This window comes from Mesocricetibacter intestinalis (genome assembly GCF_004363295.1).
Lineage (GTDB): Bacteria > Pseudomonadota > Gammaproteobacteria > Enterobacterales > Pasteurellaceae > Mesocricetibacter > Mesocricetibacter intestinalis.
This window is the reverse complement of record NZ_SNYQ01000015.1, coordinates 1-8,380: the sequence shown is the minus strand read 5'-3', so window position 1 is coordinate 8,380 and position 8,380 is coordinate 1. Positions and strand designations below refer to the sequence as shown.

The 8,380-nt window shown below is 45.6% G+C and carries 7 protein-coding genes; 2 read left to right on the top strand and 5 right to left on the bottom strand.

Annotation, left to right across the window (positions count from 1 at the left end; all coding sequences use genetic code 11):
* The first annotated feature begins 530 nt into the window (after window positions 1–530).
* Window positions 531–1,148, top strand: a complete 618-nt coding sequence (locus tag EDC45_RS10305) for a glutathione S-transferase family protein (protein ID WP_133546092.1) — start codon at window positions 531–533, stop codon at window positions 1,146–1,148.
* 72 nt (window positions 1,149–1,220) lie between these two features.
* Here the strand turns inward: EDC45_RS10305 and EDC45_RS10300 are convergent, their stop codons facing one another.
* The 5 genes from EDC45_RS10300 to EDC45_RS10280 are packed head-to-tail and all read right to left on the bottom strand — an operon-like array spanning window position 1,221 to window position 6,641.
* On the bottom strand, window positions 1,221–2,018 hold the full coding sequence (locus EDC45_RS10300; RefSeq protein ID WP_133546094.1) for a peptide ABC transporter ATP-binding protein: 798 nt from the start codon (window positions 2,016–2,018) through the stop codon (window positions 1,221–1,223).
* 19 nt (window positions 2,019–2,037) lie between these two features.
* Window positions 2,038–3,084, bottom strand: a complete 1,047-nt coding sequence (locus tag EDC45_RS10295) for a peptide ABC transporter ATP-binding protein (RefSeq protein ID WP_133546090.1) — start codon at window positions 3,082–3,084, stop codon at window positions 2,038–2,040.
* 8 nt (window positions 3,085–3,092) lie between these two features.
* On the bottom strand, window positions 3,093–3,980 hold the full coding sequence (locus tag EDC45_RS10290; protein WP_133546088.1) for an ABC transporter permease subunit: 888 nt from the start codon (window positions 3,978–3,980) through the stop codon (window positions 3,093–3,095).
* Window positions 3,970–4,935, bottom strand: a complete 966-nt coding sequence (locus tag EDC45_RS10285; protein ID WP_133546086.1) for an ABC transporter permease — start codon at window positions 4,933–4,935, stop codon at window positions 3,970–3,972. Before EDC45_RS10285 ends, EDC45_RS10290 begins: the two co-directional genes overlap by 11 nt.
* Window positions 4,932–6,641 (bottom strand): ABC transporter substrate-binding protein, encoded by a 1,710-nt coding sequence (locus tag EDC45_RS10280; RefSeq protein ID WP_133546084.1) that lies wholly within the window; start codon window positions 6,639–6,641, stop codon window positions 4,932–4,934. Before EDC45_RS10280 ends, EDC45_RS10285 begins: the two co-directional genes overlap by 4 nt.
* A gap of 108 nt (window positions 6,642–6,749) precedes the next feature.
* Here EDC45_RS10280 and EDC45_RS10275 point away from each other — a divergent pair, with 108 nt between their 5' ends.
* The gene (locus EDC45_RS10275) at window positions 6,750–8,159 is read left to right on the top strand and encodes a YcjX family GTP-binding protein (protein WP_133546082.1); all 1,410 of its coding nucleotides are present in this window, start codon (window positions 6,750–6,752) and stop codon (window positions 8,157–8,159) included.
* Window positions 8,160–8,380 lie beyond the last annotated feature (221 nt).

Genomic DNA, 8,380 nt, shown 5'->3' with positions numbered 1-8,380 from the left:
CGTAACGCCGATGGTAGTGTGGGGCTTCCCCATGTGAGAGTAGGTCACCGCCAGGTAGGAATAGAGAGCCCCGATAAATATCGGGGCTTTTTTTTGTTTAAAAAAATCCTTAAAAAAAGCACCGCACTTTTAGTTATTATGGCCTTGTAAATCCACCCCGCCCCCGCTTTGCTCTTTTATGCCTTTGCTTATCTATTCCTTTACTTAGCCCTTAACGCTTTTTTCCTGCGGTAATTGAGCGGATAAGCGAAAAGCGCATCACAATTATCGCTTCCGTCCTTAAGGCGGTGTTTTTCGTTGTTGGATATAGGGTTTCTTTCCCAACTTAGGATATAGGCGCTCTTGGTATCCGCCTCAAAAAACTCGCACAAAAAACACCGCACTTTTAATAGAGAGTATGAACTGCGGCGGAAAATCTTTAATCCTTTTATATTGAGCGCTCGCTAAATTCTTTCGCTGTAGTTGCAAATCAGCATTAATCTTTCATAATGTACATAGGTTTAGATACTCTACTTATGGAGATAAAAATTATGAAACTTTGGTATTCGACAACAAGTTCTTTTGCCCGTAAAGCGGTGGCAACTTTGAAATATCATCAACTTGAAAATCAAGTGGAAATGCTGCGCGTTACGAATTCTTTTGATGCGAATTCGCCGCATAATCAGGATAATCCTCTTGGCCGTATTCCGGCGTTGCAAATGAAAAACGGTAAGTGGCTATTCGGTAGCTTTTTTATCAGTCAATATCTGGATCAACAGGGTAAGCAGCCGAGTTTATTTCCTAAAGGCGAGGAATATTGGGATGTTTTAAGTCTGAATGCATTAGTGGAAGGAATTTTGGAAAATACTACGCCGACCATAGTGGCGGAAAGAAGATTACGGCCGCAAGAGGAATGGTGGGTTGCTCGCCATCAACAGCTGATGGAACGTAATATTCGCAGTTTTCAACAGTTGGAAAAAAGATTGGCGGATTTTGACTATGGGCTGAATATTGCCACATTAACGGCGGTATGTTTAATTGATTGGTGGCAATTCCGCCCGGAAAATACGGGTTTTGATCTGTCCGAACATTTCCCTCATCTCACCGCCTGGGCGGAAGCTATGAATAATAAATATCCAGCCCTGAAGGAAACGAAGCCGCATTTTTAGCCGTTGCTGGTGCCACTTTTTATGGGCAATTGTTAAAGTGCGGTTGAAAACACAAAAGTTTTGTGTAATAGATTAACGGCTGCTCCAGGCGCTTTCCTCCAGAATATGACCAAAATAGCTTTCTACCAAGCGTCTGGTAATTTCTGTTTTGGGGCTGGTCAGCAGCGCTTTGGTGGGGCCGTATTCAATCATTCGACCTTCGTCCAGTACCAGCATTTCATCGGAAACATGCTTAATAATACCGAGGTGCTGCCCCACATAAATATAAGAAATACCGAGTCGTTCCTGAATATCCAACATTAAATTGGTTAATTGGGTTTTTACCGAGGCATCCAGTGCGCCGAGGGCGTCGTCGGCAATAATGATTTCCGGCTCCAGGATCAATGCCCGAGCCAGAGCGATACGTTGTTTCTGGCTGGCAGACATGGTGTTGATCTTAATATTGGCATGATCCGGATATAAGCCGACTAAATGCAGGGTATCGAAGATCCGTTTATTACGTTCTTCTTCGTTCAATTTGGTAACCAGGCGCAGGGGAGCGTCCAGAATCTGTCCGACATTCAGGCGCGGGTTAAAGGCGCTGTTCGGATCCTGAAAAACCATGCGAATATGCCGGGCGCGGTAATGGTAATCGCCAAAATTCAGCGCTTGTCCCTTGAATAGAATTTTTCCGCTGCTGGGTTTGGTAATACCCACAATCATTCTGGCCAGGGTTGATTTGCCCGAGCCGTTTTGTCCGATAATGGCGAGGGTTTTCTTTTTCTCCAGCGTAAAACTTATCTGTTGTACCGCTTTGAGCTGGCTACCTTGGAAAAATCCGGAATCGTTATGAAAGGATTTGGACAGATCTTCGACTTGCAGCAATGGTATCATGCTAATTTCCCCGTATTTATTTGTTATCCTCTTTCAAGGTCAGCGGCGTAACCTTATCTTTATCACGACGTTCCGCATCGCGCAAATTGAGCGGATAATGACAGGCGAATTCATGTTGCTTAATTCGTTGCAGCGGCGGTTTTACCACACATTTTTTTTGGGCGAAGGGGCAACGCGGGCCTAAACGGCATCCAATTGGCATTTGCTCCAGTAGAGGTATCGTACCTTTCAGGGTATTTAACCGGCTTTTGAAGGGGAAGGGACGGCTAAAGTCGGGAATCGCGTGCAATAAGGCGGATGTATAAGGGTGATGCGGGGTTTCCAGCAGGCTTTCGCGCGGGCCGGACTCCGCATTTTGACCGCAGTACAGCACGCAAAAGCGATCGCACCATTCGCTGATGCCGGTAATATCGTTACTTGCCAGTAAAATCGTCGTATTATTATTTTGGTTCATACTGGAGAGCAGACGGAAAATCTGCTGCTGGGTTGTGGCTTCCAGCGAATTTGTCGGTTCGTCGGCAATAAGCAGGCGCGGCTGATTCGCCACGGCAATGGCGATCATGACTTTTTGACCCTCTCCCTCGGTGATTTCCGCCGGATAGCTGCGCATAATATCCTTATGATCCTTGATTCCGACTCGGTGCAATAATTCTATTGCCCGTCGTTTTTTCCAGCCGATACGTTGCCACCATCGGCCTTTGAAGGTCCAAGAGGGGATATTCTGAATAATTTGCCGCCCTATTTTTTTACTCGGATCCAGATAACTAAGGGGCTGTTGGTAGATCATCGAAATTTCTTTTCCCACCAGTTTACGCCGTTTGTGCGGGCTGAGTTTAAGTAATTCGATATCGTTGAAGCGGAAGCGATCCGCACTGATTCGCCATTCTTCTTTAAAGGCGTTACAGATAACTTTGGCAATAATACTTTTTCCCGAACCGGATTCACCCACCAGGCCGCAGATTTCACCATCATTTAGGGTCAGATTGACATTATCCACAATTCTAACCGCCCCGTTCGGGGTTTCCACTTCTATGCACAGATTTCTGATATCCAATAATGCCATGCTCTTTCCTATTCATAATATTTGCTGATGGCTTTACATAGCCCGTTACCGAAAATAATCACGATAAGCGTAGTTAGAATCAGAGCGATTCCCGGCAGCACGACGGTCCAGGGAGCCAGATAAATTAATTCCAGCGAATCCCGGATCATAGCGCCCCATTCCGGTGCCGGTCGCTGAGCGCCCAACGAAATAAAACTGAGGGCGCTGATATCCAGAATTGCTACGGTAAAAGCACGGATAATTTCTTTAATATAGCGTACGCTGATATTCGGTAGCACGGTTTCTTTCAGCAGGGTGAAATTGGAAGCACCGTCCAGCCGCAGCATCAGTACATAATCCTTTTTTAGTTCTTGCTGTACGGCCTGATAGATTTCATGAATAAAATGGGGTAATAACGCCAGTAAAATCGCCAGCATGGCGTTGAGTAGAGATACTTCCATCAGGGTGGCGATAATAATGGCGATAAGCAGAATGGGAACCGCCAGAAAGGCATCGAGAAAGTGGCCCAAAATACGAGATTTTAAGCCTTGCGACATACCCGCCAGAATACCCAGAGTACCGCCCAGAATCGCGGTGAAAAATACCACCGCAAGGGCGGCGCCGAAAGTATAGCCGCTACCTATTAATATACGGCTGAATACATCGCGTCCGATATCGTCGGTACCGAAAAAATATTCCACTTTGCCGGAAGATACCCAAGAGGGCGGGAGTAATTCATAGCCGACAAACTGCGCATCACTCGAATAAGGCGCAATAAAATTGCTGAAAAGAGTGGTCAGAATCAGCAAAATAAATATATAGAAACTGAGCAGAGCAATTTTATCTTTGCGGAATAAAGACCAGATTTCGCGTATTGTTTCGGTTTCCCGAAATTCATAGGGTTCTTTATCTTGCATACCAGCCTTTTTTATTAAACGGATCTATAACAAACATAATTATTTCTGTCAGCATATTAATAAGAATGATAAATAATCCGATAACGATAACGCCGGCGGAAATACTATTGTAGTCCTGATGGGCCACCGCATCCATCAGCCAGCGTCCGATACCGGGCCACCCCAAAGTACCTTCAATCAGCATTGCCTGAGCCAGGACAAAGGTTACCAGGCGCGGCAGTTGCGGAATAATCACCGGTAGGGTGTGGCGCAGAATATATTTACGCAAAATACTCAGTCCGTTCCAACCTCGGGTTTGTGAGAATTTTACATAATTTTGAGTCAGGATCCATTCGGCGCGCTGTTTTACCAGCCGGGTGATATCCATGGTGGGCAGTATCGCCAGTACCATGGTGGGTAAAGCGAGATGCTGCAGAACGTTCTGAATGATTTTTATCCGATAGGGTTCATGGTTAAACCAAATATCGATTAGCGCGAAGCCGGTTACATGCTCTATTTCGTAAAGCAGATTATATTGCCCCACCGCGGAGATTTCCCAACCCTGCACCGCAGCGAAGTAGAGTAATAGCGGCGCAATCCAGAAAACGGGGACGGATAAGCCTAAAGAAGATACCGCACTGATTATTTTCCCGCAGGCATTCTGGCGTTGAAAAGCACCGAGTAATCCGAGCGGCAGACCGATAAGCAATGCCAACAACATGGCGGCAAAACAAAGTTCCAAGGTCGGCGGTAATACGGTAAGAATCAGGGAACGTAGCGAATTACCGCCGTTATAGGTGATCCCCAAATCGCCGCGCAGTAGGTTTTGGGTATAATTCAGATAGCCGGAATAAATATATGGTTCGGCGAAAATCGCATTTACCGGATCTCGCATAAAGATGGCATAGCTGATCACGGACAATGCGATCAGAATAATCAGGGTGAGAAAAATGCGTCGAAATAAGGAAAAAATCATTGTTTTTGTCCTTTCCGGAAAGAGAGTTTTTCAAAATTAATGTTACCGAAAGGCGTCATATCAACCCCCTGAACCTGGGTGCTGGAAACCAGTACGCGCTTTACGCTGGCAATGGGTAACAGGGGTAATTCGGATAAGACGATTTTCTGGGCCAGATTATAATCTATTGCGCGCAGGCGGGTATCCGTGGTGGTCAGCGCATGGTCAAGCAGGTGATCGAAAGAGGGTGAGCACCAATTGGCTAAATTGGTGATTTCACTGGCACTGCTGCAGCTTAGAATAGGGCGCATAAAACTATCCGGATCCAGATTACCGGCCAGCCAGCCGCTAAGAATTAAATCATAATCCGCACTGTCGTTTCTGAGCTGCTCGGTAAGAAAGTTACGACTGATCAGGCGTACCTGAGCTTTCACACCAGCATTAGTTAAATCGAATTTAATCAGTTCTGCGGTTTTAATCGGGGAAGGATTAAAAACCTGCTCTTCATTAATTACCCAGATATTCAGGCTGAGGTTCTTATCTTTGAAGAAAGCTTTCGCCGCCTCCGGATCATAATCATAAGCGAAGTTCTGACTACCGTCTCCGGTTGTCGCCGCCCAGGATACGGACGGAATAATGGCATTGGCGACACTGGCGGTTTGGTAATAAATATCCTTAATAATTCTGTGTCGGTTAATGGCCTGAGCTATAGCACGGCGATATTCCACTTTCTGCATTTCCGGACGCTTTATATTAAAGGCCAGAAAGGCCAGATTCATTCCTTCGGTTTGCAGGGTTTGGAAATGCTCTCCGTGATTTTTCAGCAAACCCAGCTGACTGACATCGGGAAAGGCGGCGATTTGGCATTCGCCGTTAAAGAATTTGGCCAGACGCCCGATGCGATCAGCGGACAGGTCAATAATTATGTTTTTAATTTTAGCTTCTTTGCGCCAGTAATTATCGTTACGTTCCAGACGTACGTACTGGTTGCGGAAATAGTCTTTTACCTGGTAGGGGCCGGTACCCACCGGCAGCAGATCCAGTTGTACCAGATTATCGTCCGCATTTAGTTGCAGCGCATATTCCTGAGAAAAAATAATCGCATATTGGCTGGCGAGATGAGACAGAATGGAGGCGTCCGGCATAAACAGATTAATCTGCACGGTATAAGGATCAAGCGCCTGAACGCTTTCTATTTTCTGGTTTAACTTAATGCTTTCAAAGTAAGGAAAACGGGTTTTTTTAGCCAGTTCATGAAAAATTTTCCGTTGCTTGTCGGTAGAAGAAATTTGATTCTCCAGCATAGCGAATTCGGGCAGTGAGGTGTTGTGTCCGAGTACGCGGTTTAAGGAAAATACCACATCGTCCGCATTAAAGTTCCGACTTGGGGTAAACCAGGCGGTATGATGAAATTTTACTCCTCTGCGTAAGTGCAGAATGATTTTTTTTCCGTCTGCGGAGAGCGTATAGGATTCGGCTAACGAAGGCGTAACCACGGCACTGTTATTTTTAATTTCGAATAATTTACTGTAAATCTGCTCGGTGATGACATTCATACTGGTACCGGCATCGGCAGACTGCGGATTAAATGAAAAACCGGTGGCGCTGGTACAATAAATCAGCCCGTTTTGGGTCAGGCTGTCGGGAATACGGGGGGCAGCCGAAACGGACCAGGAAAATCCGGATAAGATAAAAATAGCAAGAAAAGTAATTTTTCTGATCAACATAGCCAAGGTATTCATGGTAAATTATGACGGAATTGTAGATGATATTCATAGGATTGGCTATCTTTAATCTTGCGTCGGCCGATCCCTCCTATTAGGCAAGTTGAAAAAATGTTTAACAGTCTTCGAAAAGAAATTAATCAAATGGTAAATCGTAGCCTAGATCGCTCTTTGCGTATTGCAGTTACGGGATTAAGCCGCAGCGGAAAAACGGCTTTTATTACCAGCCTTATTAATCAATTATTGCATATCGACCAAAGGGAAAATAATCACCTGCCTTTATTCGAAGGGGCGCGAAACCTTTCCATTATTGCGGTTAAACGTATGCCGCAGGCGGATCTAAGCATTCCGCGTTTTGATTATGAGGCCAATCTCGGCGATCTCTCGGCGCAGCCGCCGCGCTGGCCCCAGTCTACCCGAGGGGTTAGCGAAACCCGTCTAGCGATACGCTATCAGCGTAATAACGGCCTGTTCAGCTACATTAAAGAAAAAGGCACCCTGTATCTGGATATTTTTGATTACCCCGGTGAATGGTTACTGGATTTGCCTCTGTTGGAAATGGATTATCAGCAATGGTCGCAGGATTTGCATCATTTATCGGTCGGTATTCGTGCTGAGCTGGCACAGGCATGGTTGGCGAAATTGAGCAAAATTGATTTGAAAGCGGAGGCCAACGAAGATATTCTGGCACAATTGGCAAAAGAATATACCGCCTATTTGCGCGCCTGTAAGCAACAGGGCATGCATTTTATCCAGCCGGGACGCTTTGTGCTGCCGGGCGAACTGGAAGGGGCGCCGGCATTACAGTTTTTTCCGTTGATACATCTGGCGCCGCAGCAATGGAAAAAACTGAAAGCGGAAGCGGGCGCCAAAAGTTATTTTGCCGTATTGAATCAGCGCTATAGTTATTATCGACATAAAATTGTTAAGGGATTCTATCAGAATTATTTTGTTAATTTTGACCGTCAGGTTATTCTGGCGGACTGCCTGACTCCGCTGAATCACAGTGCTCAGGCTTTTCTGGATATGCAGGAGGGACTGCGGCGGCTGTTTAAGAATTTTCATTATGGTAAGCGCCATTTACTGAATCGCTTGTTTTCTCCACGTATTGATCGCCTATTATTTATTGCCAGTAAAGCGGATCATATTACCTCCGATCAGCTACCTAATCTGATTAGTCTAATGCGCCAATTGGTTCAGGAAGGCGGTCGCCATGCGGCATTTGAGGGGATTAAAACCGAATATGGTGCAATTGCCGCCATTCGGGCTACCCGTCAGGTATTGGTGAGCGAACAGGGAATGCAGTTTAAAGCGATTCAAGGCGCACGCAGCGGCGATAGGCAGCAAATCACTCTGTACCCCGGCACTGTACCGAATAAACTACCCGACAGTGATTTTTGGCGGGAAAATAAATTTGAATTTGAACAGTTTGAGCCGCAGCCTCTGCTACCGGGCGAACCTATTCCGCATCTGAGAATGGATGCCGTATTGCAGTTTTTGCTCGGGGATAAGCTGAATTAAGGCGGGAATAGTTTTTTCGGTCAACAGCTTTGCGCTGTAAAGCAGTAAAAGTGCGGTCATTTTTGGCAAAGTTTTTTTAGGCATAATGGACAAAAGTGTGGGGATTTTCATTGATTTTCCACATACCCCTAGTTTAATAGACAAAAGTGTGGGTTTTACCCACTCTTTTTGCTTAAAAAATCTTTTATAAACATAATCTTATGCTTTCTGCTCAGCCCGTT